We start from the raw sequence: 26,251 nt of genomic DNA, 5'->3' as shown, positions 1-26,251 counted from the left end.
GAATTCCGGTTCCAGAGGTTATCTTCTTTGCATCGAGTCACTGTCTGTGACAGTCTCAGTGTCACCACCCGGCAGTGTCGCCGTTTGTGCGACTGTCGGTTCGCCTATGAGAAACCAAGGGAGATCTCTCATGGTCCGTCAGCCTGAAGACCCGATCGTTCGGAGTATTGTGCAGATGCTTCGCGGCGCACAGCTCAACCGTCGCCAGCTGCTGCGCGGCGCTGCGGCCGGCGCCGCAGGAGCTAGCGCACTCGGTCTCGCCGCCTGCGCCCCGAATTCCGGCGGTGGAGGAGGAGGTGAAGGCGGCGAGGGTATCGCGTGGGGCAACTGGACCTACTACCTCGATTTTGATGAGCAGACCCAGTCATACCCGTCACTCGACGCATTCATGGAGCAGGCCGGCTTCACGGTTGACTACATCGAGGACATCGATGACAACAACACGTTCTACGGCAAGATCAAGGATCAGCTGAAGCTCGGTCAGTTCACGGGCTACGACACGATCACGTTCACCGACTGGATGAACGCGCGCCTGATCCAGGACGAGCAGGTCCAGGAGTTTGACTACGCAAACCTGCCGAACGTGAAGGCGAACCTCGTCGACGCCCAGTGGGACGCGCTCGATGTGGATCCGGGCCGAAAGTTCACGATCCCGTGGCAGCTGCCCGCGTCGGGCTGGGTGTGGAACACGAAGGAAGTGCCGAAGGGCATCAAGACGCTCGACGACTTCCTGCGCCCGGAACTCAAGGGGAAGGTGGTCGTGCTCAGCGAAATGCGCGACACCATGGGCATGGTCATGGCTGGCCTCGGCACCGATCCCAATGGTGCGTGGGGCGACAAGGAGTTCGACGCGGCCCTTGCGTGGCTCGACGATGCGCTGCAGAGCGGCCAGATCGGCAACGTGAAGGGCAACAGCTACACGCAGGACCTCATTCGGGGTGACGCGCTCGCGGCCATGGCATGGACGGGTGACGTCATCATGCTGAACACCGAGAACGACAATCAGTGGACGCTCGAGATCCCCGAGTCGGGCGGCATGATCGCGGCCGACTCGTTCACGGTGCCGAACGGCACGACCCCCGAGGCGAAAGCCAAGGTCGAGGAGATGATCAACTACTACTACGACCCGGAAGTGATGGCGGAGGTCGCGGACTACGTGACATTCGTGCCCCCAGTGAAGGGCACGCAGGAGGCCATGCAGAAGGTGAACCCGGAGAACGCCGACAACCCGCTGATCTTCCCGAGCGAAGAGGACTGGAAGCACCTCCACACATTCCGCACACTGACGGCAGAGGAAGACAAGAAGTACTCCACCGCGTTCCAGAACGTGCTGGGGCTGTGATCATGGCAGCACACGGTTCATTTGCAGAGTCCGGCGCCGACCTCGAACTGGTCGGCATCCAGAAGCGGTTCCCGGGGTTCACCGCGATCGAGCACCTCGACCTCACCATCCCCGCGGGATCGTTCTTTGCCCTGCTCGGCCCGTCCGGCTGCGGCAAGACGACCACCCTGCGACTCGTCGCGGGGCTCGAAGACCCGACTGAGGGTCGGATCCTGATCGGCGGCACAGACGTGAGTGCGCTAAAGCCGCACAAGCGTCCGGTCAACACGGTGTTCCAGTCGTATGCGCTGTTCCCGCACATGACGATCCTGGAGAATGTCGCGTTCGGGCTGCGCCGCCGCAAGATCGGCGACGCGACCGCGAAGGCCCACGAGGCGCTCCGTCTCGTGGAGCTCGACCACATTGCGGACCGCAAGCCCGCGCAGCTCTCGGGCGGTCAGCAGCAGCGCGTGGCACTCGCCCGCGCAGTTGTGAACCGCCCCGCACTCCTGCTCCTCGACGAGCCGCTCGGCGCGCTCGACCTCAAGTTGCGTCGCCAGATGCAGCAGGAGCTGAAGCAGATTCAGCAGGAGGTGGGGCTCACCTTCCTCCACGTCACGCACGATCAGGAGGAGGCCATGACCATGGCTGACACCGTGGCCGTGATGAACAAGGGGCGGATCGAGCAGATGGGTGCGCCCGAGGAACTGTACGAGCTGCCGCGCACGGTGTTCGTTGCGAACTTCCTTGGCCAGTCGAACCTGTTCCACGTCGATGTGGTCGGCGGCACGGACCAGGTCGTGCACACGGATATGGACGGCACCCTCCTGTCCGTGCCGAAAGCACGCACGCAGCGCGACTCGGGCTCGATCACCATCGGGGTGCGACCCGAGAAGCTGTCGCTCACCATGACGCCGCCGGAGCCAGACGCATCGCGCAACGTGGTCGGCCCCGGCCGCATCACCGATGTGTCGTTCATCGGTGTGAGCACGCAGTACACCGTCGAGGTGCCGGGTGCCGGCCCGCTCCAGGTGTTTGCGCAGAACCTGCAAGCCGGCCCCGCTGCGCGCCTCGGCGACGAGGTGTGGCTGAGCTGGCTCACGGAGCACACCTTCGGGCTTGCCGACGACCGGCTCGACACGGGCGCGCTCACCACCGAGGATTCCACCCGGGCGATTGCCGCCCAGGCGGCGCTCGGGTAGCGAAGGGGGGAGAGGCTATGGCTTTTACCGCCTTTTCGGGCAACACGCAGGCTGTCGAACAGGCTCCGCGCAAGCGGGGCTGGGTTGCGCTCCTGCTGCTTGCCCCCGGCATTGCCTACATGCTGTTGTTCTTTGTGGCGCCGTTCGTGCAGCTGGCGATCACGTCGCTGCAGGCGCCCGCTGACAGCGGAGGCATCGGCCAGTACGTGGCTGCGCTGCAGTTCTCGAACTACTGGGCCGCGCTCCAGGAGTACTGGCCGCACCTGCTGCGCTCCTTTATCTATGCGATCGTGGCGACGATCATTGGGCTCTGCATCAGCTACCCGGTGGCGTACCTCATCGGGGTGAAGGTGCGTTCGCGGCCCATGCTGCAGGGAATCCTGCTGATCCTGGTGGTCGCTCCGTTCTTCATCAGCTTCCTGCTGCGCACCCTCGCGTGGAAGTCGATCCTGCCGAGTGAGCTCGTCGGCACGCACTTCTCCGTGATCTTCGGTTTGGTCTACAACTTCATTCCGTTCATGGTGCTGCCGATGTTCTCCTCGCTGCAGGCGCTCGACCTGCGGCTCCTCGAAGCGGGATCGGATCTGTACGCCTCACCGGTGACGACGTTCCGGCGGGTCACCCTGCCGCTGTCGATGCCGGGCGTCGTATCGGGAACGCTGCTCAGCTTCATCCCGATGTCCGGTGACTACGTGAACGCATCCCGAGAGTTCCTCGGTGGCACGTCGACGACCATGATCGGCAACGTGATCGAGTCGAACTTCCTGCAAACACAGAACTATCCGATGGCGGCAACGCTGTCGATCATCCTGATGGTGGTGATTCTCGTGATTGTTGCGAGCTACGTGCGCAAGAGCGGGGCGGAGGATTTGCTGTGAAGGGCTTTACTCTCGGCAAGGCGTTCGTACCCGTCGTTGCCTCGATCGCGCTCATCTACTTGCTGACCCCGATCGTCCATGTGATCGTGTTCTCGTTCAACGATGCGGGGCGCAACAACATCCTGTGGCGTGGCTTCACGCTCGACAATTGGCAGAACCCGTGTGGCGCTCCGCAGGTGTGTACAGCGTTCGGCAACTCGATCCTCGTCGGCGTCGTCGCTACCGTGATCGCAACGGTGCTCGGCACGATGATCGCGCTCGCCCTCGTGCGGTACCGCTTCAAGTTCCGCTCGACGATCAGCCTGCTCCTGTTCACCCCGATGGCAACCCCTGAGGTGGTGCTCGGAGCCGGTCTCGCCGCGCAGTTCCTGCTCGCCGGTGTGGAGAAGGGCCTCGGCACGATCATCCTCGCGCACACGATGTTCTGCATCTCGTACGTGGTGGTGGCGGTGAAGGCGCGCGTTGCGAGCCTGAACCCGGCGATCGAAGAAGCAGGGCGAGATCTCTACGCGTCACCCGGCCAGGTGTTCTGGCGCATCACACTTCCAATGCTCATGCCGGGCATCATCGGTGCTGCGCTGCTCAGCTTCGCGCTGTCGTTCGATGACTTCATCATCACGAACTTCAACTCGGGCACGGCGACCACCTTCCCGAAGTTCATCTACGTGTCCGCGCTGAAGGGCGTGCCCGCGCAGGCGAACGTGCTCGCATCCATCGTGTTCTTCGGCGCGCTTGCGCTGGTGATCATCGTGCAGATGGTGAACATCAACAAGCAAAAGCGGTTGCAGCGCCAGTAGCGCTGTGATCTGCGATAACGCTGCACCCGGGGGGCCGAAGAATCTTCGGCCCCCCGGGTGTCCTTTTGCGTCAGGAGGCTCGCGGGTGGAGGATAAGTGCCGGCGGGACACGATCCCACTCCACCCCATGTCGCAGCGAGGCGCAGAGGCCCCGGTGCGACCCTTCTTTTTTGAGGAGAGCACATGACGAAGACGTTGATGCCTGCTGCCAAGCGCGGCGGGTCGCTCAAACGGAACCTCGGCCTGTGGGCAATCGTCGGCCTCGGCCTCGGCTACATGACGCCGACCGTGGTGTTTGACACCTTCGGCATGGTGGCTCGCGACACGAACAATGTTGTGCCGCTCGCATACCTCGTGGCACTCATCGTGATGGTGTTCACCGCGGTCAGCTACGGCAAGATGGCGGGAGCGATCCCGAGCGCAGGCTCCGCGTACACCTACGTCAAGGAGTCGATGCACCCGAACGTCGGCTTTATCGTCGGCTGGACGTCGCTCATCGACTACATGCTGCTGCCCATGGTGAACTGCCTCATCATCCGCAGCTACCTTGAGGCCGTGTTCCCCGGGATCCCCGGTTGGATCTGGGTGGTGCTCTACTGCATCCTCGTCACGGGGGTCATCTACCTCACGATGCGCGGCACCTCGAACGTCAACATGATTCTGCTCGTCTTCTCGATCATCGTCATGACGGTGTTCGTGGTGATGGTGTGGGCGCAGCTCGCGGGTGGCGAGGGCGTCGGCTCGGTCGCGTCGATGCAGCCGTTCATTCATGACGGGGTCACGATGGGTGCCGTGCTCATGGGCGCCACGATTGTCTGCTTCTCCTTCATCGGCTTCGACGCGGTGACCATGTACGTCGAGGAGGCGAAGAGCCCGAAGATTGTGCCCCGGGCCATCCTGCTCACCGTGGTGCTCGGCGGTGCGATCTTCCTCATCGCGGGCTACTTCACCCAGCTGCGCTTCCCTGACTGGGAGGTCTTCGCGCCGGGCGGCGACATGCAGTATGTCGAGGACTCGACCTTGCCGCTCATCGGCAACTTCGTTGGTGGCCCGGTGCTGCAGGCCGTGCTCACGGCGGCCGGCTTCGCCGCGACCCTCGCGTCGGGTCTCGCCTCGCACGCCTCGGTGTCGCGCATGCTGCTCGTGATGGGCCGCAACAACGTGCTCCCGAAGAAGTTCTTCGGCTACATCAACCCGAAGACGCACACCCCGACCTTCAACATCGTGCTGACCGGCCTCGTGTGCCTGCTCGCCATCGCGTTCACGCTCGAGATGATCGCCGCGTTCATCAACTACGGCGCGCTCATCGCATTCACATTCGTGAACCTCTCGGTGATCGCCTGGTTCGCGATTCGCCAGGGTCGCCGCAAGACCCCGGGTGACATCTTCAAGTTCATTGTGATGCCCGGCATCGGCACGGCGCTCACCGGCGTGCTGTGGGCGAACCTCCACGCTGACGCGCTCATCGGCGGTGTGATCTGGACCCTCATCGGACTGGCATACCTCGTGTTCCTCACGAAGGGCTTCAAGCGGAAGGTCGCCGGCTTCGACGAGAGCCAGCCCGTCACCGGCTACAACAAGGTGCCGGTCGACGAGCTCGACTAGTTCGCGTGCGAACGGCGGCGGCCCCCGCAGAGAGATCTGCGGGGGCCGCCGCCGTTTTGCCGTGCACGCGCTACGCGGGGAGCGGGATCTCGCCGGTAGGGGTGGCAGAACGCGCCGGGTCGGCCGCGGCCGCGCGAGCGAGGCGGTCCGCGCGTCGTCGCTCGGGATCGAAGAGCGGCAGCGTGATCCCGCACAGCGGTCCGATGAGCAGCGCGAACGCGACTGTCCCGAGGCCGACGTTGCCGCCGAGCAGCCAGCCGATCAGCAGCACGGTGAGCTCGACGCCCGTCCGGCCGATCCAGAGCGGGGTGCCAAAGCGAGCGTGGATGCCGGTCATGAGACCGTCGCGCGGGCCGGGGCCGAGGTGTGCGCCAATGTAGATGCCGCTCGCGACCGCGAGAAGGAGCAGGCCGATCGCGAAGAACGCGATGCGCGCCCACAAGGCCTCGGGAGCAGGGAGCAGCCAGAGGCCCAGGTCGATTCCCGGCCCGACGAGCAGGATGTTCAGGATGGTGCCGAGGCCGGGGCGCTGGCGGAGAGGGATCCAGAGGAGGAGCACGCAGAGCCCGATGATGTTCGTGAGGAGGCCGATGCTCAGTCCGGTGTGCAGCGCGACGCCCTGCCCAAAGACCGTCCACGAGTCGACTCCGACGGCCGCGCGAATCATGAACGCGTCGGCGATGCCGTAAAGGAGGAGTCCGGGGATGAGTCGTGAGAGTCGTGCAAGCATGTGGATCAGTCCACTTCATTTTGGCCTGGTGCTCAAGATGCCAATCTGCGTATAGTGGCCCCATGATTGCGCAGCGACTCTCCGCACGTCGGCTCTCCCAGCTGCTTGGGGAGTGGCGTGGCGCGGGCCACGGGTACGAGGAGCTGAGCGACAGCATCGGGTTGCTCGTGCGCGACGGCGCGATCCCCGCGGGCACCGCGCTTCCCGCCGAGCGGCCGCTCGCCGAGGCGCTGGGGGTGAGCCGCACGACGGTCGCCGCGGGCTACCGTCGTCTACGCGAGGGCGGCACCGCTCTGTCGCGCCGCGGATCCGGCACGGTCGTGCGAGCCCCGCGCCCTGAGGGTGGGCCCTCGCTGCAGGAGCCCGGGGGAGAGCTGCACGTCGATCTCTCGACCGCCTGCCCCGCCGGGTGGGAGGGGCTCCCAGCGCTGGGAGCGCGCGCCACCACCGAGTTCCCCGGGCTATTTGCGCAGCCGGGCTACGACACCGTCGGGCTGCCCGAGCTGCGGCAAGCGATCGCCGAGCGCTTCACCCGGCGCGGGCTCGCCACCTCGCCCGAGCAGATCATGGTGACGCTCGGCGCGCAGCACGCGATCTTCCTCGTCGCGCGCACGCTGCTTGCCCGTGGTGACCGCGCGCTCATCGAATCGCCGAGCTACCCGCACGCGCGCGAGGCGCTCGCCGCAACGGGTGCGCTTGTGGCCGAACTGCCCGTTGGTCGTCTCGACTACGATGCGGCCGCAATGCTCGACATCGCCGCGCGGGTGGCGCCGCGCCTCGCGTACCTGATCCCGGATCATCACAACCCGACGGGGCTCAGCATGCCGCGCGAGCTGCGCAGCCGCCTGATCCATGCGCTCAGCGCCGCCGGCACGCACGTGATCGCTGACGAGACCACGGCAGAGCTCGTGCTCGGGGAGTCGCGCCTGGTCGAACCCTTCGCCGCGGCCGCCGAGCTGCCGCACCAGCGAGACGCCATCATCACGATTGGGTCCCTGGGGAAGACGGTGTGGGGCGGATTGCGGGTCGGGTGGATCCGGGCGACGCCCGAGTTGATTGCGCGGCTCGAGGCCGCCCGGCGCGTGAGTGACCTCGGCACGGGCGCGTGGGAGCAGGCAACGGCGGCCCTCGCGCTCGAACGCTACGACGAGATCCTCGCCGACCGCAGCCGCGAGCTCACCGCCAAGCACCGGTTGCTCTCCGAACAGATCGCGGCCCGCCTGCCGGGGTGGGCGGCAAGCCCCGCGGCGGGAGGCGTGTGCACTTGGGTGGATATCGGTGAGCAGCGCAGCACGGCGCTTAGCCGCGAGGCCGCACGCCGCGGCGTGCGGCTCACGCCCGGACCGCGCTTTGGGAGCCCGGGCGTCTTCGAGCGCTTCGTGCGGCTCCCGTTCACCGCGCCAGAAGCGGATCTCGTCACCGCCGTCGAGGTGCTGGCCGCCGCCCGCGGGGCGGCGCCAGCTGCGGCGCCCGTGCTGCACGAGAGCGACGCAGTGATCTGATCCCGCGCCGCGTGGGCCCGCCGCGGCATGTGTCCGCGGCGCCAGCGTGAGAAAGCGACGTCGGAGCAGGGGCGCAGGGCGGTAGACTCGAGGATCATGCTCGAACTTGATTTCAGCGCCCGCATCCGTTCGCTGCGCGCAACCTACGCAGACATCGCCGCCGTGCTCGACCTCGAAAAGCTGGATCGCGAGATCGTGGAGCTCGAGGAGCAGGCCGCGGCGCCGGATCTGTGGGACGACCCCGCCGCTGCGCAGCAGGTGACGAGCGGACTGTCGCACCGCCAGGCAACGGTGAAGCGACTGCGCGCCGTCGAATCCCGCCTCGACGACCTCGAGGTGCTCGTCGAGCTCGCCCTCGAAATGGAGGACGAGGAGTCGGGCGCCGAGGCAACCGCGGAACTCGCAGCGCTCGAGACGGTCATTCAGAACCTCGAGGTGCAGACCATGCTCTCCGGGGAGTACGACGAGCGGTCTGCGGTCGTCACGATTCGTTCGGGCGCCGGCGGCGACGACGCCACCGACTTTGCAGAGATGCTGCTGCGCATGTACCTGCGCTGGGCGGAGCACCGCGGATACAAGACGAAGATGCTCGACACCTCCTATGCGGAGGGCGCAGGAATCAAGTCGGCCACCTTCGAGGTGGATGCCCCGTACGCCTTCGGTACGCTCTCGGTCGAGGCCGGCACACACCGCCTCGCGCGCATCAGCCCGTTCGGCTCGGCCGACAAGCGCCAGACGAGCTTCGCCGGCGTCGAGGTGATCCCGCTGCTCGAGGAGGCGACGCAGGTCGAGATCCCCGAGAACGAGATTCGCGTGGACGTGTACCGCTCCTCGGGCCCCGGCGGACAGTCGGTGAACACGACGGACTCGGCGGTGCGCCTGACGCACATCCCGACCGGCATCGTCGTGTCGATGCAGAACGAGAAGTCGCAGATCCAGAACCGTGCCGCCGCGATGCGCGTGCTCCAGACCCGCCTGCTCCTCCTGCAGCGCGAGCAGGAGGCCGCCAAGAAGAAGGAGCTCGCCGGCAGCGTCACCGCCAGCTGGGGTGACCAGATCCGCTCCTACTTCCTGTACGGCCAGCAGCTCGTCAAGGACCTCCGCACGGGCCACGAGTCGTCGCAGCCCGACGCCGTGTTCGACGGGGATCTCGACGGGTTCATCGCGGCCGGTATCCGCTGGCGCTCGCTCAAGAAGGACTAGCTGCTCCGCGGATCAACCCGCGCTCGGCTGCGCTGTGCTGGTTGGTTGGGCGCCGCGAAACCGAGAGGTCCCCGCGTATCCCAGCGCGCCTGCAGCGGGCGCGCGCGCTGGGGGCGTAGGGTCGAATCGTCATGATCCTCTTTGAGAACGTCACCAAGAAGTACCGGGGCACCGCGAAACCAGCGCTCGACGGTATCGACCTGCAGGTCGACCGTGGCGAGTTCGTGTTTATCGTGGGCGCGTCCGGTTCCGGCAAGTCAAGCTGCCTGCGCCTCATCCTGCGCGAGGACCAGCCCAGCGCGGGCAAGATCCACGTGCTGGGGCAGGACCTCAGCAAGATCTCCTCGCGAAAGGTGCCGTATTTCCGGCGCAACCTGGGCACGGTGTTCCAGGACTTCCGCCTGCTCACGAACAAGACCGTGTACGACAATGTGGCGTTCTCGCTGCAGGTGATCGGCAAGTCGCGCGGCTTCATCCAGGAGGCCGTCCCCGACACACTCGAGATGGTCGGTCTCGCGAATAAGGCGAAGCGCTACCCGCACGAGCTCTCGGGCGGTGAGCAGCAGCGTGTCGCGATCGCGCGCGCCATCGTGAACAAGCCGGCGATCCTCCTCGCCGATGAGCCGACGGGCAACCTCGACCCGGCGACGAGTCTCGGCATCATGCAGCTGCTCCGCGCGATCAACGCAGCGGGCACCACCGTCGTCATGGCGACGCACGAGGCCACGTTCGTGGACATCATGCAGCAGCGCGTGGTCGAGCTCTCGCAGGGTGTTGTTGTGCGCGACGAGGTGGGCGGCGGTTACGGCGAGACCGCATCGATCCCGGTCGCTGACCTTTCTGCGGCCGGCGTGCAGGTGCTGCGCACCACCGAGGCTGTGGTGCGCGCGGCGCTCGCACCCGAGGAGATCGCGCGCGCTGCCGCTGTCGCCACCGCGGGCGCAGCGGCGCTCGCGCACGGGGGAGCTGGTACGGAACCCGCAGCTTCGGATCAGGGCTCAGCCTCGAACACAGTCTCCGCGCCTGCTGCCACCCCCGAGGCCGCTCCCGTTGCCGACGAGTCTGCGCGTGCAGCAGAGGCTGCTGACTCGGCGCTTCGCGATCCCGATCGAGAGACCGTTGCGGCCGAGCCTGCCGAGCCGGTTGACCCCGAGACGCTTCCCGCGGTTCCCGTCATTGCGGAGCCGCAGGCGCCGCAGGCACCCGAACCGCGTGGCCCCGAAGCCTCGGTGTTCGAGGAGCCGCAGCCGTTCGGGCCGGAAGACGATGAGATCGACGGCACCGACTTCGACCAGACGGTGCGCGCCGATGGTGGCCCGCAGGCGAAGCGGATTCCCGCGTTCCTGGATCCGGGGCGTCCGCTCGACCCCATTGAAATGTCCGAGACCGGCAACCTCGCCGCGCACCTCGGGCTCGACCGTAACGATGACGATCAGACAGATGTGGGGCCGGTTCGATGAGAGTGGGGCTCGTACTCGGCGAGGTCTGGAATGGCCTGCGCCGCAACATGTCCGTGGTCATCTCGGTGATCCTCGTGACGTTTGTGTCGCTCACCTTCGTGGGCGCCGCGATCATCATGCAGCTGCAGGTGCAGCAGATGAAGACGTTCTGGTACGACCGTGCGCAGGTGGCCGTCTACCTCTGCACGGACGCTGATCAGAGCGCTACCTGCTCAGGCACGGACGCGGGCGAGGAGGAGATCGCCGCGGTCGAAGCCGCGCTGAAGTCTGACACGCTCGCGCCCTATGTTGACGACTACTTCTTCGTGACGCACGAGCAGGCGTTCGAGGAGTTCAAGAAGCAGTTCGAGGGCAACCCGATCGTCGACATTACGAAGCCCGAGCAGCTGAACCAGACCTTCTGGGTGAAGCTCACTGATCCCTCGCGCTCCGACATCATCACCGAGACCTTCACCGGGATTCCCGGGGTGCAGAGCGTGTCCGATCAGCGCAGCTTGCTCGATCGGATCTTCCTCTTCCTCGGGGTGGCGAGCTACACCGCCATCGCGATTGCTGGACTGATGCTCGTCGCGGCGATGCTGCTGATCTCGACCACGATCCGCTTGTCCGCATACTCGCGGCGTCGGGAGATTGGGATCATGCGTCTCGTTGGCGCGTCGAACCGCTTCATTCAAACCCCGTTCATCCTCGAAGGCATCATTGCGGCATTGATTGGTGCGGTGCTCGCGAGCGCCGCGTCCGTGGCGATCGTGAAGTTCTTCGTGCAGGGCTTCCTCGTGAAGGAAGTGCCGTTTACGAGCTACATCACGGTTGAGCAATCGCTCATCGTGCCGCCGATCTTGATCCTGGTGGGCGTGGTGCTCTCCGCGATCGCCGCGAAGATCGCGATCACGCGCTACCTCCGCGTCTAGCGCGGGGCGAAGCACCAGCGCGAACAGCCGCGCGGGGCGTGGGGTGCGCTGCATCCCGCGCTCCGCTAGGCTGGATCCTTGCGCGCGCCCGGCGCGCACCACCCGAGAGAGGATGTGACCGTGCCCAAGGAGACCGGCGAGAAGCTGATTGCTTCCAACAAGAAGGCCCGGCACGAGTACCACATTCTCGACACCTACGAGGCGGGGATGGTGCTCACCGGCAGCGAGGTGAAGTCGCTGCGCATGGGGCGCGCGTCGCTCGTCGATGGTTACGTGTTCATCGAGCGGGGCGAGGCGTGGCTCGACGCCGCGTACATTCCCGAGTACCTGAACGGTTCGTGGACGAATCACGCGCCGCGCCGCAAGCGGAAGCTGCTGCTGCACCGGCAGCAGATCGACAAGCTGTACCAGAAGACCCGGGAGGGCGGCATGACGATCGTGCCGCTGCGCCTATATTTCCTGGATGGCCGCGCAAAGGTTGAGATCGCGCTCGCAAAGGGCAAGAAGGAATACGACAAGCGACAGACGCTCCGCGAGCGCCAGGACACTCGCGAGGCTGAGCGCGCCATGCGCCAGCGCAACCAGATGGGTGACTAGCGTCGTGCGGCGCGCTGTGGCAAGCCGGGTCAGCGGATGACGCGGCCCGAGCCCGGCGAGGCGGCTGAGCCTGCCACGCGCGTGCGCAAGGCTCCGGGGGAGCGGCGCGAAGAGATCCTCGAGGAGGCGTCGCGCATCGCGCTCGCACAGGGGCTTGAGCGCATCACCCTGCGCGAGGTTGCGGCGGGGCTTGGCGTGCGTCCGGGGCTGATCGGCCACTACTTCCCGGTGGTCGGGGAGCTCGTGGGTGAGGCATTCGCTCGTGCGGTCTCGCGCGAGCGGGATCGGCTGTTCGTTGCCTCAGGGGCGCCGCGCGCGCGTCTTGCTGAATTCGTGGCGCGCGTGGAGAGTGTCGAGGCTCGCGCGCTCGGCAGGCTGTGGCTGAATGCGCGCCACCTCGCACGATTCCAGCCCGCGCTCGCGGAAGCCATTGCCCAGCAGGAGGGCCTCGACGAGGATCGGCTGACCGCGCTCATTGAGGCTGGAAACGCGGCGGGCGAGTTCGCCGCTGCGGATCCGCGGGCCGCGTGTATTCGGATCTGGATGGCCGTCGACGGTTTGGGGGCGTACGCGAACAGCCCTGCGGTGCTTGAGGAGCCCGCGTACGGCGGGTTTGTCGCCGATGTGTGCGGCTGGACGCTGGGGCTCCGTTCGCCACTGTGAATTGTGAGCTGCGAGCTTCGCAGACAGCGGACGTGGGCAGTGAGCGTTCTTGGGTGCGCGGTGCTAGAATGAGTGTTCCGGCGCACGCGTCGGGTGATAATTCCAGAGTGTGATGTGAACACCCCAAATGTGCACCGGGTTCGGTGTCACAGGGGGCCGATCGGTTTCGACACGTCGATTTGAGACTGTGAGAAGCGGGTCGAGGACGCGAAGTTATCTCGTTAACGCCCTTCGCAATCAATAGGTGCAACTTCTAAGCGCACCGACTTCGCTCTCGCTGCCTAAGCACGAGACCGAGTCCGTCAGGCCGGGTACGCCTTCGCCCCGGTTTCCTGGCGTCATCTAGAGGGCTTGCTCGCACGCTGCGTCTCAGGGCGTGTGGGGACTTTTTCTGAGGCTGGGCCTGTCGCACTAGGTGTTCGTGACAAAGGGCGAGGCCGAGTAGAACGCTTGCACGAACTACACCCGTAGAAGGCATGGAATCATCGAAGTGGACCGGGGTTCAATTCCCCGCGGCTCCACCAGTGCTCACATCACACCTTGGAATTACACAACGCCCCCGGATCGCAGATCCGGGGGCGTTGTGCTGTTTGCGGGCAACGCTGTGCTCTCCGCGTGGTGTTGTGTGCGCGGCGCGTTACGCCGCCTCAGCGATCCGCAGCACCTCGTCGATGAACAGCTGCCACCCCTCCAGCGTTGCGGCCTTCTGCTCATGCGGAAAGTCGGGGGTCTCTTGCGTCAGGTGGATGGACGCGCCGCCATCCGCGGGCATGATGCCGACCGCAACCGGAACCTGGAGCGCGTCGGGCCCCGGCTGGTCGGTGAGTGTGAAGGTGAAACGGTGCGGCGGGGCGACCTCGACGAAGCTGCCGGCCCAGTCGATGGTGTTGCCATCGGGCAGGATCATCGTGGCGGTCCACGCGCCGCCCTCGATGGCGTCAAAGTCCAGGCGGTCGGCCGGTACCTCGACATCCGGGCCACCAAACCAACGCGCAAAGGCAGCGGCCTCGCTGAACGCCGCGAACACGGCCTCCGGCTGCGCGGTGGTGGTGCGGTCGATCTCGATGCCTGCGGCGGTGACTCCGGTCATGGGGTGCTCCGATCGTCGGGGTGAGGGCGAGAGCCCGGTGATGTGAGCATAGCGCGGGCCACCGACGTCTCCCGCCTCTCTGTTCCCCTGTCCCTCGAATCGGGGCCACTTCGGCAGGGTGTCGGGTGTGCGGGACTCGCGACACCCTGCCGAAGTGACCCCGAATCGGTGGGGTGGGGAGCGGACGGGGTGGGGAGGAGTAAATCGAGCGGCGTTTGGTTTGCTTAACCGAGCGGCGTTCGATTATGGTGGGGGCACCCCGACGATTGGACCCGCAATGGCGCGACCGCACACCCCGCTGCTCAGCGAAGCCCGCATTCTTGACGCGGTGCGTCGCCTGAGTGCTGACGGCGACTTCACGCTCGCTCAGCTCGCCCGCGAGCTCGACGTGCGCGTCTCCTCGATCTACCACCACGTGCCCTCAAAGGGTGCGATTGTGCACCTGCTGCGCCGCGACTGGATTCAGCGCTTGCGCGAAGAGCTCGGCGACAGCTTGGGGCGCGAACGGCTTTCGCTCATCGTGCGCTCGTACGCGGTCTTTGCTGCCGAAATCCCGGCGCTCGTGCCCTATCTGATCACCGAGCCCTTCCAGGACGATGAGCTCACCTGGCTCTACGAGGATCTCGCGGCCACGCTGCACAGCCTTGGCATCCCGGACGACCGGGTGTTGCCGCTCATCGGCACGATCGACGCGATCGTCATCGGGGCGGCGTTTGACCTCCTCGCCCCGCCCTTCCAGGCGGGCGAAGTTTCGGCGACGGCGCACCCTCGACTGAGTGCCGCGCTCGCCACGCTGCCCGAAGACGTCGACCGGCGCGCCCACCTGCTCTCCACGCTCGACGACCTGCTCGCGGGGCTGCTCAGAGATGCGCCGCCGACGTCCGATCCCACGCTCTGAGTAGCCCGCGCACCGTTGCGCCTCACATACCTACACCCCACGGCTCCACCCCAACGAAGAGGAAGGCCCCTCATGTCCCGAACCCACACCAGCGTGGCGCGCGCCGGCGCACCCGCGATGGGTGCGCTCATCACCACCTGGGTGTTTGCGCTCCTGCCCGCAAACCTCGTGCCCTCGATCGTCGAGAAGCTTGTCTACCAGCTCGACGTCTCCGTGACGACCGCGGGCGCGGTGGCGACCGGGATGACCCTGGCGAATGCCGTCGCAGTGCTCTCTTCCCGCCGTGCCGTGCAGCGCGGCAACCGCGTGATCATCGCGCGAGTTGGCCTGGCAATCATGATTCTCGCCTTTGCCTCAGGCGCCATCTGGCCCGTTGCTGGTGTCAGCATGGCCGCGCTCATCGCTGGCGGCGTGGGGTCGGGACTCGTGATCTCGGCCGCGACGGCGGCGGTGTCGGCAACGCCGGATCCCGATCGAGCGACCACCATTGTGATGACCGTGAACCGCTTCGTTGTCGCAGTGGCCTTCCTCACGATCCCGCTCGTGGGCGGCGGCGTGCGCGAGCTCTTCCTAATTCTCGCGATCCCCGGCATCCTCGGCTTCATCGGTGCGCAGTGGCTGCCCCGCCTGCCGGAGGAGACCGCGGTGGTGTCGGTCGTGGGAACGGTCGCCTCAGCGGCGTCCGCCGGCGACGCGGCACCGCCCGCCCCCGCCGCTGTGCGCGCGGCAAAGGCCGCAATCACGCCGGCCGAGCAGCGCACCCGTCGCATCGGGTGGCTGCTGGCGCTCGGCTTTGGTGCCTGGTCGATCACCGACGACGGGGTGTATGGCCTCGTCGGCGTGATCGTCGGCGAGAGCGAAATGCAGGTCTCCGACAGCTTCGTTCCCATGATTTTCTCGCTGTCCGTGTTCTGCGGTCTGGGCGGTGCGCTCATCGCGCCGTTCCTGCACCGCTGGTTCGGTCGCACCGCGACCCTCGCCGGCCTGCTCTCGGTGAGCGCGCTCGCGAAGCTCGGGCTGATCGTGCTGGCCACCCCGGTGATGTATGCGACCTCGAGCGCGGTGTGGGGCTTCGTGTTTGGGGCGATGCTGCCGCTCGTGTTCGGCCTTGCCGCGTCGCTCTCGCGTGATGGCGGCGTCAGCGTGCTCGTGAACGGGGTGTACGTGGTGGGTGTGGCACTCGGCCCACTCGTCGCGACCCAGCTCTTCGACCGCTTCGGCACCGGCGTGCTCGCCACCGTGATGACGATCCTTGCCGCCGCGACCGGCGCGCTGATCGTCTACGCGTCGAGCTTTGCTGAACGCGGGCGTCGGGGCAATCCAGACGAGCCGCGCGAGAGCCAGACCCCCGCTGCCGACGCAGCACGGACCACCCCCGCCGCTCCCGCGGCCGACTCGATTGGAGCAGGCGCATGACCGAGCGCATCCTCATCACGAACGCGACCGCCTTCCTCGGTGGCGCCCCGGTTTTGGGTCGCGGCGTGCTCATTTCCGACGGCGTGATTGCAGCAATTGGGGAGAGCACGGCAATTGCGGCGCTGCCCGAAGCCGCCGATGCCACGGTCATCGACGCTGCCGGTGGGCTGCTCCACGCGAGCTTCGCCGACGCGCACGTGCACACCGTGTTCGGGGGAGTGGAACTCGGCAGGCTGGAGCTCAGCGACAGCGCGAGCGGCGAGGAAACGCTCACGCGCATCGCCGAGTACGCTGCAGCGCACGACGGTGACTGGGTGCTCGGCGGCGGCTGGAGCATGGCGCACTTCCCGGGCGGCGCACCCACGCGTGAGGCGCTCGACGCGGCATGCCCTGACCTCCCGGTGTTTCTCATCAACGCCGACCACCACGGGGCCTGGGCGAACTCGCGCGCGTTTGAGATCGCCGGGATCGACGCGAAGACGCCGGACCCGGCAGATGGTCGCTTCGAGCGCCACGCAGATGGGACGCCGAGTGGCACGATGCACGAGGGGGCGCAGGAGCTCTTCTCCCATGTGCTGCCGCCCACCACAATCGACGAGTGCCGCGCCGGCCTCCTCCGCGGTCAAGCGGTGCTGCACGGGTACGGTGTGACGGCGTGGCAGGAGGCGATCCTGGGGGAGTACGCGGGATACCCCGACGTCACGGCGGCGTACACCGCTGAGATGGCGGCCGGAATCGACGCTGATGTCTCGGGGGCGCTGTGGGTGACGCGCGACCTCTCAGATCCCGATTCGCCCATCGATGCCGACGCAGTCGTCGCCGATTTTGAGCGCCGCCGGGCCGCTGCCGCCGCGCACGGCTTCCGCGCCGACACCGCGAAGATCATGGTCGACGGTGTCGCCGAGAACCTCACCGCGGCGATGAACGAGCCGTATGTGGGCGGCGGCGACTGCGCCGGCGGCACGGTGGATCGTGGGCTCGCGTACTTCAGCGCCGGGGACCTGCAGGCGCTCGTGCCGAAGTTGAATGCGCGGGGTTTTCACGCCCACTTCCACGCGATTGGGGATCGGGCCGCTCGCTACGCACTCGACGCCGTCGCTGCGGTGCCTGAGCGGGATCGAGCGGGTGTGCGCAACCACATCGCGCACCTGCAGGTCGTCGACCCGGTCGATATTCCGCGCTTCGCGGAGCTCGGCGTCACCGCGAACTGCCAGGCGCTGTGGGCCGTGCTTGAGGAGCAGATGGTGGAACTCACCCTCCCGATTCTCGGCGAGGAGCGTGCCGGCTGGCAGTATCCCTTCGGCTCGCTGCTGCGCAGTGGCGCCGAGCTCGCGTTCGGTTCGGACTGGTCGGTGTCGACCCCCGATCCGTGGCAGGCGCTTCACGTTGCGGTGAACCGGCGCGCACCGGGAGAGGCAGACAGTGAGCCGTTGCTTCCCGCGGAGGCGCTTCCGCTCGCCGTGGCGCTCGACGGGTACACGCGGGGCTCGCACGAGCTGCTCGGCACCCCGGGTGCGGGGCGGTTTGAGGTCGGCGCGTTCGCGGATCTCGCACTCGCAGATCGGGATCCCTTCGCGGCGCCCGAGAGTGAGATCTGGCGTACCCGCAACGTGCTGACGCTGCGCCGCGGACGCGTGGTCGCTGACCACCGCGACTCCTGATCCGCCGCCCCTGCCCCGATTGAAGGGGTTAGGGGCGGGGATGCTCGATGCCGAAGAGCGCGTGGGCTGCGGCCTGCGCCTCATCAGCACGACCGGCCCGCGCGAGCGCGCGCAAGCGGGTCGTGGGTTCGTGGAGCAGCTTGCCCGTGAAACGCCGGAGCGCAGCCTCCACCTCCGCGGCAACAGCGTCCGTGTTGCCGTCGGCGTCGGGCGCCTCGCCAGCGGGGGAGCCCTTGCGCGCGCGGCACAACTCGTCCTCGAGCAGGCCGAGCACGTGCCCGCGCAGCGTGCTCACGGTGGGGGCGATGGCGCGCTCGGCCTGATCGGTCGCGAACTCTGCAGCGGCGGCCCGCACGAGCGACCGCGCCTCGGCCTCCGCGCTCAGCTCGGGGATCGGGATGTGGCGCGCGACCGTATCGAGGTCGAGCAGTTCGATGCCGGGCAGCGCGCCAACGTCGGGGGCGATGTTGCGCGGCATCCCGAGGTCGAGAAGCAGGCGCTCCTGCGCGGTTGGGTGCGCGAAGTCCGCCGCCCCCAGCAGGGGATCCTGCGCCGCGCTGCACGCCACCACCAGATCGGCGGCGGCGAGCGCCTGCCCGACTCCGTGCGGCGCGACGGCGGTGAGCCCGTGCGACTCCGCGAACGCTTCGGCGCGGCCGGACGGTGAGTGCACGCTGATGCGCCGGGCGCCGCGATCGCGCAGGGCGGCGACGGTCGCGCCGGCGTACGCGCCGGTGCCAACGAGGACAACTTCCGCGTCCTCCCACGCGGCGATGCGGCGCTCCGCGAGAACGAGCGCCAGGCGCACGAGCGACTGGCCGGCCTCGCGCACCCCCGTGCGCTCGCGCACCGCGCGGGACGTGCGGGTCGCCGTTTGGAACACCCGCTCGAGGCGGTCGGTCACGGTCTGCGCCGAGCGCGCTGCGGTGTGCGCGCGGCGCACCTGACCCGCGATCTCCTCCTCGCCGAGTGCTGCGGACTCGAGCCCGCTCGCCACCGCGAAGAGGTGCTCGGCCGCCGCCACATCGCTGGCAACGCGGGCGGCCGCGGTGAGCTCGTCCTCGGGCAGTTCCGCGATCTGCGCCAGTCGGGCGAGCGCCGCCGCGGGGAACTCTGGGGTGTCGCGCCCCGCGTCGAGGTACAGCTCGAAGCGATTGCAAGTGGCGAGCACAACAGAGCCCGCGCAGAACTCAGCAAACTCGGAGGTGATCTCCGCTTCGCGTCGCGCAACCGCCTCGCGGAGGGGGAGCGCGGAGCCTCGGTGGTCCAGAGAAAGGGCGAGCAGCATGGGCGGCTTCCTGATCGAAGTACAGTGGTCCGGTGGGGCCGGAAAGCATCGTAGCTGACACATCTGATCTTTCACATCAGATGTGTGGGGTACCATCACGTCTGATGAACGCGCAGCCAGCCTCCTCCGAGCCCACCACCCGATCAGACGCATCGGTGCCCCGTGCGCCCGGTGGGTCCCCCCTCCCCGCCGAGCACCCGCTCGTCACCGGTCGAACGGCCGCAGCCCCGCTCGTGCGGGCGCTGCGCGGCGATCGACCCGAGCGCACCCCCGTCTGGTTTATGCGCCAGGCTGGCCGCTCGCTGCCGGAGTATCGCGAGATTCGCGCAACGACCCGGATGCTCGACGCCTGCCTCGATCCCGAGCTCGCGAGCGAGATCACGCTGCAGCCGGTGCGTCGCCACGGCGTTGACGGCGCCGTGTTCTTCAGTGACATCGTCGTGCCGCTGCTCCTCGCCGGGGTGGACGTCGATCTTGTCGCGGGCCGCGGCCCGGTGTTCGCGCAGCCCGTGCGCACGGCGGCCGATGTGGCCCGCTGCCGAGCCGAGTTCACCCCTGAGCGCCTGCGCGCCGCGCTCGGCCCGATCACGGAAGCGGTGCAGCGGACGGTCGCCGAACTCGGCGAGACCCCGCTCATCGGCTTCGCCGGTGCCCCGTTCACGCTCGCGGCGTACTTGGTCGAGGGTGGTCCGTCGCGCGATCACCTCCGTGCCCGCACGCTTATGCATGCGGACCCCGAGACGTGGCGCGAGCTGCTCGCCTGGACGGCTGAGCTGAGCGGCGAGTTCCTCGCGGCACAGGTCGCCGCGGGGGCGAGCGCGGTGCAGCTGTTCGACTCGTGGGCGGGATCGCTCGGCGTCGCCGACTACCGTGCTCACGTCGCACCTGCCTCGGCGGCGGCGCTCTCGGCGGTACGGGAGCTGCACGACTCCGATGGGCGGCCGCTGCCATCGATCCACTTCGCGGTCGGTTCGGGTCACCTGCTCGAGGCCATGGCAGAGCTCGGCACCTCGGCTCTCGGCGTCGACTGGCGCACCCCGCTCGATGAAGCCTCCGCGCGTCTCGGTGATCGCCTCCCGCTGCAGGGCAACCTCGATCCCGCGTTCCTCGGAGCTCCGGAGGCCGTGCTGCGCGCGGAGCTTGCCGATGTGTTGCGGCGCGGCGAGCGCGCGCCCGGCCACGTGCTGAACCTCGGCCACGGTGTGCCGCCGGAGGCGGACCCCGCCGTGCTCACCAGAATCGTCGAGCTCGCACATGCCAGCTGACGCGCTCACCGCACGCCCGGCGCTGCGCGTCGGTGTGGTGGGCGGCGGCGTTTCCGGCCTCGTTGCGGCGCGCGAGCTCTCCCTCGCCGGGGCCGAGGTGCTCGTGTGCGAGGCCGCCGAGCGGCTGGGTGGGCGTGTCGAGAGTGCTGAGCTCGCCGGCCGCCGCGTAGACATCGGGGCCGAAGCGTTCGCAACGCGCGGTGGGCACGTCGCGGAACTGCTTCGGGAGCTTGGGATCGCGGAGCGTGCAGCCACCCCTGCGCCACTCGGCTCGTGGCTCGTCTCCGCAGTGGATGGCGCCGCTGCGCCGCTGCCGCCCGCGGGCACGCTGGGCATTCCGGCGGCGCCGCTGAGCTCGGCCACCCGCCGAGTGCTCGGACTGCGCGGTGCGCTCCGTGCCGCGGTTGAGCCGCTCCTGCCCGCACGCGTGGGCCGCGGCAGCACGACGATTGCCGAACTGGTCCGGGCCCGCTCGGGCGCCGCGGTGCTTGATCGGCTGGTGCGCCCCGTCGCGCTGGGGGTGTACTCCGCGCCGCCTGAGCGGCTGCCGCTCAGCGTGCTGCCGGGGCTTGAAGCCGAGGTGCAGCGGACGGGCTCGCTGACCCGCGGGGCGCGTGCCCTGCGCGGCCGCACGAGCGCCGCGGGCGGGGCCGTAGCGACCCTGCGCGGCGGAATGACTGAGCTGGTGACCGCGCTCGAGCGCGCGGTGCGCGAAGCGGGGGCCGAGATTCGCACGGGCGTACCCGTTGCGGCGCTCGACCGCGCGGAGTCGGGGATCGCGCTGCTTGGCGATGCTGGCGAGGTGCACGCCCGCGTCGACGCCGTGGTGCTCGCCGTGCCCGAATCGGTGGCACGCGCAATTCTCGGCAGCCCCGCCGAGTGCGCCACCGAGAGCACGGTCGAGGTGCTGGTGTTGGCGCTCGACCGGACCCACCCCACGGTCGCCTCACTCGTGCGTGCCCCGCGCGGCACGGGCGCGCTCGTGAGCGCTGCGGCGACTGGAACCGGCCCCGCCGCCGGGCCTGCCGGTGCGGAGGGAAACGCGACCTCACCCCAGATCGTCGCGAAAGCCCTGACGCACATCTCACGGAAGTGGCCACACGCCACGCACCAGGACACGGAGCTTGTGCGGCTCTCCTACGGCCGCGACGGCGCAGCCCCCGCCACGATTGAACTCGACGACGACGCAGCGCTCGCGCTCGCGCTCCGCGACGCCGCCGCGATTCTCGGCGCTCCGCTGCCGCGGGAAGCGGTGCAGGGCCTCGCTCGTCGGACCTGGCAGATGCCGGCCCGCGGTGAGCGGACTCCCGTGACCCCGCCAGCGGGCGTGCTGCTCGCGGGCGATTGGCGATCCGGTGCAGGTTTTGCTGCCGTGATTCCCGCCGCTCAGCGCACTGCGCGCGAGCTGCTCACCGCGCACGGCGTGTGCGCGCACACCGCTTCCGCCGCGCCAGAAAGCGCGGCGACACCCCTCGACCCATCCTCGGAAAGGCACCCCGCGTGAACACCCAGCCCCACACCCCGCACGACTCCACCCTCGCTGAAACGCAGCGCGCGGTGCCGCGCGGCCGCGTGTACCGCGCGCCCGGCGCCGAGGCTGCGCGCCCCGGGCTGATCCGAGTGGGCACGCGCGGTAGCCGACTCGCGATTGCGCAGACGACCACCGTGTCCGAGGCCATTGCGGCTGCCACAGGCTGCGACGTGGCGCTCGTGACCATCACCACGCACGGCGATGTGTCTCGTGAGTCGCTCTCGCAGCTCGGGGGCACGGGCGTGTTTGTGAGCGCGCTGCGCGAGGCCCTGCTCGCGGGGGAGTGCGACCTGGCGGTGCACTCGCTGAAGGACCTGCCCACGGGCCCGTGTGCGGGCATCACGCTCGGAGCGATCCCCGTGCGCGCCGATGCACGCGACGCGCTGTGCGCCCGCGACGGTCTCGCGCTGGCCGATCTGCCAGCCGGTGCGCACGTTGGCACGGGCTCACCGCGCCGGGCCGCGCAGCTCCTCGCCGCGCGCCCCGACCTTGCGGTGCACGATCTGCGGGGCAACGTCGACACCCGACTGGGGCGGGTGGGGGTCGACCTCGACGCTGTGGTGCTCGCCGCTGCCGGGCTTGACCGCTCGGGTCTTGCCGACGCGATTACCGAGCGCTTCCCGCTCGCGACCGTGCCGACCGCGCCCGGCCAGGGAGCGCTGGCCATTGAATCGCGTGCGAGCGACCGCGGGGTCGCCCACCTGGACGCGGCGCTCGCCGCGCTCGACGATGCCGAAGCGCGCGCCTGCGCTACCGCCGAGCGCGTGCTGCTCGGCACGCTCGAGGCGGGCTGCGCCGCACCGATCGGCGCGACCGCAGCCGTGCGCGCGGGGCGGCTGAGCCTCACCGCCACCGTCTACCGGCTCGACGGCAGCGCTGAACTCACCGCGCGCACAAGCGAGCCGTGGGACGCCGCAGACGCCGACGTCGCCGAGCGGCTGGGGCGTGCCGCTGCCGCGGACCTGCTTGCGCGCGGCGCCGCGGAACTCGCGCCGCTCGGCCCGGCCCGATGAGCAGCCCCGTCCAGCCGCCGCTCACGGGGCTGCGCATCCTCATTCCGCGCAGCGCCGAGAGCGCGCACGTCACCGCGCGTGAGGTGCGGCGCCGGGGCGGTGTCCCCGTGGTGCTCCCGCTCATCACGTCCGCGCCGCCCGCGGACACCGCGCCGCTCACCGCCGCGATCGAACGCTGGCATCGCGGAGCGTACGCCTGGCTCGCGGTGACGAGCGCGGCGGGCGCCGCCGCGCTGCGTGCGGCCCGGGTACGCCCCGTCGCGGGCTCGCGGATCGCCGCGGTGGGTCCTGCGACCGCGCAGGCGCTCGTGGAGGCCGGCCTCACGCCAGATCTCATCCCCCCGCACGAGTACACGGGCCGCGGGCTCGGCGAAGCGCTCAGCGCCACGCTCTCCGCCGACCCCCGCACGGGCGACCCCCAGTCCACTGACTCCCGCTCCGGCACCACCGCGGAACCGCCGCGCGTGCTGCTTCCCGTCGCGGCGGGCGCCGGTCACGACTTCGAGCGCGCGCTCGCCGCAGCGGGAGAACGCGCCGACCGCGTGACCGCGTACCGCACCGTTCCCACCGAGCGGCACGCTGGGGCCGAGCGCGCTGCGCTTGACTCAGGCATCGACGCGATTCTCGTGACGAGCGGCTCCGTGGCCCGCGAGCTCGCGGTACGGTGTCAGCCGCTGCCGCCAGCGGCACGCATTGTGGCGATTGGGCCGCCGACCGCCCGGGCCCTCGCGGAGCTTGGCATCCGGCCGCACCTCGTTGCCACGTCGCACACAGTGCCGGGCATGCTCAACGCCCTCGCCGCGGCGGTCGACGCCTCCGCTGCGACCCCCACCGTCCACACACCTCCACACTCCACCGCACCCGATTCCTCAGGAGCACACGCATGACCCTTGTTCCCAGCATCCGACCGCGCCGACTGCGCCGCACTCCGGCGCTGCGGCGCCTGGTCGCGGAGACCCGCGTCCACCCCGCCGAGCTCATCCTGCCGGTGTTCGTGCGCGAGGGGCTCAGCGAACCGCAGCCGATTTCGGCGATGCCCGGCGTGCAGCAGCACTCGCTCGACTCGGTTCGTGCCGTGGCAGAGGCCGCAGCGAGTGCTGGGGTGGGGGGCATCATGCTGTTCGGCGTGCCCGCCGAGCGCGACGCGCGGGGGAGCGCGGCGGACGATCCCGCAGGGATCTTGAATCTCGCCACCCGCGCCGTGGTCGAAGAAGCGGGCGATGCGCTCGTGGTGCAGACGGATCTGTGTCTGGACGAGTTCACCTCCCACGGCCACTGCGGTGTGCTCGACTTGAGCGGTGAGGTCGACAACGATGCGACGCTCGAGCGCTACGCCGCGATGGCGATCGCCCAGGCCGAGGCGGGCTCCGCGCTGCTCGGACTCTCGGGCATGATGGACGGCCAGGTGGCGGCGGTGCGTGAGGCACTCGACCTTGCAGGACACGAGCAGACGGCGCTTCTCGCCTACTCCGCGAAGTACGCGTCCGCGTTCTACGGGCCGTTCCGCGAGGCCGTCGACTCGCAGCTCACTGGCAACCGGAAGGGGTACCAGCAGGATCCCGCGAATCGCCGCGAGGGGCTCCGCGAGGCTGAGCTCGATATCGCCGAGGGCGCCGACATCGTCATGGTGAAGCCGGCCATGACCTCGCTTGACGTGCTCGCCGATGTCGCCGCGGTGAGCCCGGTGCCCGTGTGGGCCTATCAGGTGTCGGGTGAGGCCGCGATGATCGAAGCGGCCGCCGCCAACGGGTGGATCGACCGCGAGGCGGCAATCGCGGAATCGCTCACCTGCATCAAGCGCGCGGGGGCCGATGCGATCCTGAGCTACTTCGCAATCGAGGCTGCGGGGTGGCAGCGATGAGCGGGGCACAGGAGCAGCGCACGGTGCGCAGTGCGCAGCTGCAGGAGCGCGCGGCCCGCGTCATTCCCGGCGGGGTGAACTCGCCGGTGCGCGCGTTCGGCTCGGTCGGCGGCACGCCACGCTTCCTTGTTTCGGGATCAGGGCCGTACGTGACGGACGCCGACGGGAACGAGTACGTTGACCTGGTTGCGTCGTGGGGCCCCGCGCTGCTCGGCCACGCGCACCCCGAGGTGGTGGCAGCGGTGCAGGAGGCGGCGGCCCGCGGCCTGGGCTTCGGCGCCTCCGTGCCCGAGGAAGCCGAACTCGCTGAGGAGATCACCCGCCGGGTGCCAGTCGTGGAGCGCGTGCGCCTCGTGTCGACGGGCACCGAGGCGACCATGACTGCGATTCGGCTGGCGCGCGGTGCGACCGGACGCCCGCTGATCGTCAAGTTTGCCGGGCACTACCACGGTCACTCCGACGGGCTGCTCGCCGCTGCAGGCTCTGGGCTGGCGACGCTCGCCCTGCCCGGTTCGGCCGGTGTGACGCCTGAGACCGCGGGGCAAACGCTCGTGATCCCGTACAACGACCTGCCCGCGCTCGAGGCAGCCTTCGCCGCGCACGGGGACCGTATCGCCGGCGTCATCGCGGAGGCCTCCGCCGCGAACATGGGGATCGTGCCGCCCGCGCCCGGCTTCACGGAGGCCATGATCGAGCTTGCACACCGACATGGCGCGCTCGTGATCCTCGACGAGGTGCTCACCGGTTTCCGCGCCGGCCCCGCAGGCTACTGGGGGATCGAATCGGAGAACATGCCCGAGGGGATCGCGCCCGATCTCTTCACCTTTGGCAAGGTGGTGGGCGGCGGGCTGCCGCTTGCCGCCCTCGGTGGCCGCGCGGAGATCATGGAGCAGCTGGCCCCGCTCGGGCCCGTCTACCAGGCGGGCACGCTCTCCGGGAACCCGCTCGCGGTCACCGCGGGGTTGACCACGCTCCGTCTCGCCGACGCGGCGGCATATGATCGCCTCGCAAACGCCGCCGATGCAGTGGCCGGCGCCGTGGGCGACGCGCTCACCGCCGCATCCGTGCCGCACAGCATTTCGCGGGCCGGCACGCTCTTCAGCGTGGTGTTTGGCGAATACGCGGAGGCACCGCGCGACTACGCGAGTGTGCAGCGACAGAACACGGACCAGCATCGTGCGTTCTTCCACGCGATGCTCGATGGCGGGGTGAATCTGCCGCCGAGTGCGTTCGAGGCGTGGTTTGTGACGGCAGCCCACGACGCTGCGGCGCTTGAGCGGATCGCCGCGGCGCTTCCGGCTGCTGCCGCGGCGGCCGCCCGCGCGACCGCCTAGCGGGATCGGGGCGGGTGCGAGCGGT

The 26,251-nt window shown here is 68.9% G+C and carries 23 protein-coding genes and 1 other RNA gene; 21 read left to right on the top strand and 3 right to left on the bottom strand.

Annotation, left to right across the window (positions count from 1 at the left end; translation table 11 throughout):
* Positions 1–130 precede the first annotated feature (130 nt).
* The 5 genes from ACR81A_RS10615 (at position 131) to ACR81A_RS10595 (ending at position 5,803) form a co-directional block, all read left to right on the top strand.
* On the top strand, positions 131–1,342 hold the full coding sequence (locus tag ACR81A_RS10615) for an ABC transporter substrate-binding protein (protein ID WP_440311782.1): 1,212 nt from the start codon (positions 131–133) through the stop codon (positions 1,340–1,342).
* A 2-nt stretch (positions 1,343–1,344) separates the two neighbouring features.
* Positions 1,345–2,523 carry an ABC transporter ATP-binding protein gene (locus ACR81A_RS10610; RefSeq protein ID WP_440311781.1) on the top strand — a complete coding sequence of 393 codons (1,179 nt, stop codon included), beginning with the start codon at positions 1,345–1,347 and terminating at the stop codon, positions 2,521–2,523.
* A gap of 17 nt (positions 2,524–2,540) precedes the next feature.
* A complete protein-coding gene (locus tag ACR81A_RS10605) occupies positions 2,541–3,401 on the top strand; it encodes an ABC transporter permease (protein WP_202381139.1) in 861 nt (286 codons plus the stop codon).
* A complete protein-coding gene (locus ACR81A_RS10600; protein WP_440311780.1) occupies positions 3,398–4,198 on the top strand; it encodes an ABC transporter permease in 801 nt (266 codons plus the stop codon). Before ACR81A_RS10605 ends, ACR81A_RS10600 begins: the two co-directional genes overlap by 4 nt.
* Positions 4,199–4,381: 183 nt before the next feature.
* Positions 4,382–5,803, top strand: a complete 1,422-nt coding sequence (locus ACR81A_RS10595) for an APC family permease (RefSeq protein ID WP_202381140.1) — start codon at positions 4,382–4,384, stop codon at positions 5,801–5,803.
* Positions 5,804–5,873: 70 nt separating this feature from the next.
* Here the strand turns inward: ACR81A_RS10595 and yczE are convergent, their stop codons facing one another.
* A complete protein-coding gene (yczE, locus tag ACR81A_RS10590; protein WP_202381141.1) occupies positions 5,874–6,533 on the bottom strand; it encodes a membrane protein YczE in 660 nt (219 codons plus the stop codon).
* A 62-nt stretch (positions 6,534–6,595) separates the two neighbouring features.
* Here yczE and yczR point away from each other — a divergent pair, with 62 nt between their 5' ends.
* From yczR to ssrA, 7 genes are all read left to right on the top strand, one after another.
* The gene (gene yczR, locus ACR81A_RS10585; RefSeq protein ID WP_440311779.1) at positions 6,596–8,035 is read left to right on the top strand and encodes a MocR-like transcription factor YczR; all 1,440 of its coding nucleotides are present in this window, start codon (positions 6,596–6,598) and stop codon (positions 8,033–8,035) included.
* Between the two features lie 96 nt (positions 8,036–8,131).
* Complete coding sequence (prfB, locus tag ACR81A_RS10580) at positions 8,132–9,238, top strand: peptide chain release factor 2 (protein WP_202381143.1); 1,107 nt, start codon at positions 8,132–8,134, stop codon at positions 9,236–9,238.
* A gap of 131 nt (positions 9,239–9,369) precedes the next feature.
* Positions 9,370–10,698 carry a cell division ATP-binding protein FtsE gene (ftsE, locus tag ACR81A_RS10575; protein ID WP_440311778.1) on the top strand — a complete coding sequence of 443 codons (1,329 nt, stop codon included), beginning with the start codon at positions 9,370–9,372 and terminating at the stop codon, positions 10,696–10,698.
* Positions 10,695–11,609 carry a permease-like cell division protein FtsX gene (gene ftsX / locus ACR81A_RS10570; protein ID WP_440311777.1) on the top strand — a complete coding sequence of 305 codons (915 nt, stop codon included), beginning with the start codon at positions 10,695–10,697 and terminating at the stop codon, positions 11,607–11,609. The genes ftsE and ftsX overlap by 4 nt, the downstream gene beginning before the upstream one ends.
* 120 nt (positions 11,610–11,729) lie before the next feature.
* Positions 11,730–12,206: an SsrA-binding protein SmpB gene (gene smpB / locus ACR81A_RS10565; protein ID WP_125099511.1), complete on the top strand. Its 477-nt coding sequence runs from the start codon at positions 11,730–11,732 to the stop codon at positions 12,204–12,206.
* Between the two features lie 36 nt (positions 12,207–12,242).
* Entirely contained in the window at positions 12,243–12,869 is a 627-nt protein-coding gene (locus ACR81A_RS10560; RefSeq protein WP_440311776.1) for a TetR/AcrR family transcriptional regulator, read from the top strand.
* Between the two features lie 152 nt (positions 12,870–13,021).
* Positions 13,022–13,393, top strand: a transfer-messenger RNA (tmRNA) gene (ssrA, locus tag ACR81A_RS10555).
* A 113-nt stretch (positions 13,394–13,506) separates the two neighbouring features.
* Here ssrA and ACR81A_RS10550 read toward each other — a convergent pair.
* Entirely contained in the window at positions 13,507–13,959 is a 453-nt protein-coding gene (locus ACR81A_RS10550) for an SRPBCC family protein (protein WP_440311775.1), read from the bottom strand.
* Positions 13,960–14,236: 277 nt separating this feature from the next.
* On the opposite strand from ACR81A_RS10550, the gene ACR81A_RS10545 reads away from it, so the two are divergent.
* The 3 genes from ACR81A_RS10545 (at position 14,237) to ACR81A_RS10535 (ending at position 17,934) form a co-directional block, all read left to right on the top strand.
* The gene (locus ACR81A_RS10545; RefSeq protein ID WP_202381147.1) at positions 14,237–14,857 is read left to right on the top strand and encodes a TetR/AcrR family transcriptional regulator; all 621 of its coding nucleotides are present in this window, start codon (positions 14,237–14,239) and stop codon (positions 14,855–14,857) included.
* A 72-nt stretch (positions 14,858–14,929) separates the two neighbouring features.
* Positions 14,930–16,273 (top strand): MFS transporter, encoded by a 1,344-nt coding sequence (locus tag ACR81A_RS10540; protein WP_202381148.1) that lies wholly within the window; start codon positions 14,930–14,932, stop codon positions 16,271–16,273.
* Complete coding sequence (locus tag ACR81A_RS10535) at positions 16,270–17,934, top strand: amidohydrolase (protein WP_440311774.1); 1,665 nt, start codon at positions 16,270–16,272, stop codon at positions 17,932–17,934. Before ACR81A_RS10540 ends, ACR81A_RS10535 begins: the two co-directional genes overlap by 4 nt.
* A 28-nt stretch (positions 17,935–17,962) precedes the next feature.
* On the opposite strand, the gene ACR81A_RS10530 is transcribed toward ACR81A_RS10535, so the two are convergent.
* Positions 17,963–19,222 (bottom strand): glutamyl-tRNA reductase, encoded by a 1,260-nt coding sequence (locus ACR81A_RS10530; protein WP_440311773.1) that lies wholly within the window; start codon positions 19,220–19,222, stop codon positions 17,963–17,965.
* Positions 19,223–19,326: 104 nt separating this feature from the next.
* Here ACR81A_RS10530 and hemE point away from each other — a divergent pair, with 104 nt between their 5' ends.
* The 6 genes from hemE (at position 19,327) to hemL (ending at position 26,226) form a co-directional block, all read left to right on the top strand.
* Positions 19,327–20,487, top strand: coding sequence for a uroporphyrinogen decarboxylase (hemE, locus tag ACR81A_RS10525; RefSeq protein ID WP_440311772.1), 1,161 nt, complete (start codon positions 19,327–19,329; stop codon positions 20,485–20,487).
* Positions 20,477–21,991 (top strand): protoporphyrinogen/coproporphyrinogen oxidase, encoded by a 1,515-nt coding sequence (locus ACR81A_RS10520; protein ID WP_440311771.1) that lies wholly within the window; start codon positions 20,477–20,479, stop codon positions 21,989–21,991. The genes hemE and ACR81A_RS10520 overlap by 11 nt, the downstream gene beginning before the upstream one ends.
* Positions 21,992–22,059: 68 nt before the next feature.
* Positions 22,060–23,031, top strand: coding sequence for a hydroxymethylbilane synthase (hemC, locus tag ACR81A_RS10515; RefSeq protein WP_202381539.1), 972 nt, complete (start codon positions 22,060–22,062; stop codon positions 23,029–23,031).
* Positions 23,028–23,918, top strand: coding sequence for a uroporphyrinogen-III synthase (locus ACR81A_RS10510; RefSeq protein WP_440311770.1), 891 nt, complete (start codon positions 23,028–23,030; stop codon positions 23,916–23,918). The genes hemC and ACR81A_RS10510 overlap by 4 nt, the downstream gene beginning before the upstream one ends.
* Positions 23,915–24,892: a porphobilinogen synthase gene (gene hemB, locus ACR81A_RS10505; RefSeq protein WP_440311769.1), complete on the top strand. Its 978-nt coding sequence runs from the start codon at positions 23,915–23,917 to the stop codon at positions 24,890–24,892. Before ACR81A_RS10510 ends, hemB begins: the two co-directional genes overlap by 4 nt.
* Positions 24,889–26,226: a glutamate-1-semialdehyde 2,1-aminomutase gene (gene hemL, locus ACR81A_RS10500; protein WP_440311768.1), complete on the top strand. Its 1,338-nt coding sequence runs from the start codon at positions 24,889–24,891 to the stop codon at positions 26,224–26,226. The genes hemB and hemL overlap by 4 nt, the downstream gene beginning before the upstream one ends.
* Positions 26,227–26,251 lie beyond the last annotated feature (25 nt).

The sequence above is a fragment of the Leucobacter chromiireducens genome, assembly GCF_051993095.1.
Taxonomy (GTDB): Bacteria; Actinomycetota; Actinomycetes; order Actinomycetales; family Microbacteriaceae; genus Leucobacter; species Leucobacter chromiireducens.
This window is presented reverse-complemented; position numbering and strand designations above follow the sequence as displayed.